The following is a 2,220-nucleotide window of genomic DNA, read 5'->3' as shown; positions in this document are numbered from 1 at the left end:
GCCAACATCGCCGCGTTCCGCGCGGGCTGGAACTTCGGTGAGACGACCGAGGACTTCGCGGTCTCCTACGAGGTCGCCCCGGCGGCGAAGACCTTCCCGGTGGGCACCTACCGCAACATCTCCGGGAACCTGGCCCTCTCCTACGGGCTGGTCTCCGCGAGCAAGCAGGCCGACCTGCCGCTGTTCCTGGGTTCGTACCCGATCACCCCGGCCTCGGACATCCTGCACGAGCTGAGCAAACACAAGAACTTCGGCGTGCGGACCTTCCAGGCCGAGGACGAGATCGCGGGCATCGGCGCGGCGCTCGGGGCGGCGTTCGGCGGCTCCCTCGCGGTGACGACGACCTCCGGTCCGGGCGTGGCGCTGAAGAGCGAGACCATCGCTCTCGCCGTCTCCCTCGAACTGCCGCTGCTGGTGATCGACATCCAGCGCGGCGGCCCGTCGACCGGTCTGCCGACCAAGACGGAGCAGGCCGACCTGCTCCAGGCGATGTTCGGCCGCAACGGCGAGGCCCCGGTCCCGGTGGTCGCCCCGCGCACCCCGGCCGACTGCTTCGACGCGGCACTGGAGGCGGCCCGGATCGCGCTGACGTACCGCACCCCCGTCTTCCTGCTCTCCGACGGCTATCTCGCCAACGGCTCCGAGCCCTGGCGCATCCCCGAGCTGGACGAGCTGCCCGACCTGCGGGTGCGGTTCGCGCAGGGCCCCAACCACACCCTGGACGACGGCACCGAGGTCTTCTGGCCGTACAAGCGCGACCCGCAGACCCTCGCCCGTCCGTGGGCGATCCCGGGCACACCGGGCCTGGAGCACCGCATCGGCGGCATCGAGAAGCAGGACGGCACGGGCAACATCTCCTACGACCCCGCCAACCACGACTTCATGGTCCGCACCCGGCAGGCCAAGATCGACGGGATCGAGGTCGCGGACCTCGAGGTCGACGACCCGCACGAGGCGAACACGCTGGTGCTGGGCTGGGGATCGACGTACGGCCCGATCACGGCGGCCGTCCGCCGGCTGCGCACGGCCGGGGAGTCGATCGCCCAGGCCCACCTGCGGCATCTCAACCCCTTCCCGCGCAACCTCGGCACGGTGCTGCGGCACTACGACAAGGTGGTGATCCCCGAGATGAACCTCGGGCAGCTCGCCACCCTCGTCCGGGCGAAGTACCTGGTCGACGCCCACTCCTACAACCAGGTGAACGGCATGCCGTTCAAGGCGGAACAGCTCGCCACGGCGCTCAAGGAGGCCATCGATGGCTGAGACGTCCACGCAAGGCACGGGCACGATCGAGGCACTCTCACTCGTCCCCAAGGCCGAGGCCAGGCAGTCCATGAAGGACTTCAAGTCCGATCAGGAAGTGCGCTGGTGCCCCGGCTGCGGTGACTACGCGATCCTGGCCGCCGTGCAGGGCTTCATGCCGGAGCTCGGGCTGGCCAAGGAGAACATCGTCTTCGTCTCGGGCATCGGCTGCTCGTCGCGCTTCCCGTACTACATGAACACCTACGGCATGCACTCCATCCACGGCCGCGCCCCCGCGATCGCGACGGGGCTCGCCTCCAGCAGGCGCGACCTGAGCGTGTGGGTGGTCACGGGTGACGGCGACGCGCTGTCCATCGGCGGCAACCACCTGATCCACGCCCTGCGCCGCAACGTGAACCTGAAGATCCTGCTCTTCAACAACCGGATCTACGGCCTGACGAAGGGGCAGTACAGCCCGACGTCGGAGGTCGGCAAGATCACCAAGTCGACGCCGATGGGCTCGCTGGACGCCCCCTTCAACCCGGTGTCCCTGGCCATCGGCGCGGAGGCGTCGTTCGTGGCCCGCACGATCGACTCCGACCGCCAGCACCTGACGGAGGTACTGCGGCAGGCCGCCGCGCACCCCGGCACGGCGCTGATCGAGATCTACCAGAACTGCAACATCTTCAACGACGGCGCCTTCGAGGTGCTCAAGGACCGGCAGTCGGCCCAGGAGGCGCTGATCCGCCTCGAACACGGGCAGCCGATCCGCTTCGGGCCGGACGGCGCCCGCGGCGTCGTACGGGACCAGCAAACGGGTGACCTGAAGGTGGTCACCGTGACCCCGCAGAACCAGGCGCAGGTCCTGGTCCACGACGCCCACTCCGCGTCCCCGACCACCGCCTTCGCCCTCTCCCGGCTGGCCGACCCCGACACCCTCCACCACACCCCGATCGGCGTGCTGCGCTCGGTGGAGCG

At 69.5% G+C, this 2,220-nt stretch carries 2 protein-coding genes; both read left to right on the top strand.

Annotation, left to right across the window (positions count from 1 at the left end; all coding sequences use genetic code 11):
- Positions 1-1,263: 2-oxoacid:acceptor oxidoreductase subunit alpha (locus ACFY16_RS43070; protein WP_390652682.1), on the top strand; the 1,263-nt coding region annotated here is incomplete at its 5' end.
- On the top strand, positions 1,256-2,220 hold a 965-nt coding region (locus ACFY16_RS43065), incomplete at its 3' end, for a 2-oxoacid:ferredoxin oxidoreductase subunit beta (RefSeq protein ID WP_390652681.1). The genes ACFY16_RS43070 and ACFY16_RS43065, both read left to right, overlap by 8 nt.

The sequence above is a fragment of the Streptomyces sp. NPDC001315 genome (genome assembly GCF_042896175.1).
Classification (GTDB): Bacteria; Actinomycetota; Actinomycetes; order Streptomycetales; family Streptomycetaceae; genus Streptomyces.
Note: the sequence above shows the minus strand (reverse complement) of the source record. Positions and strands in the feature narration are given on the sequence as shown.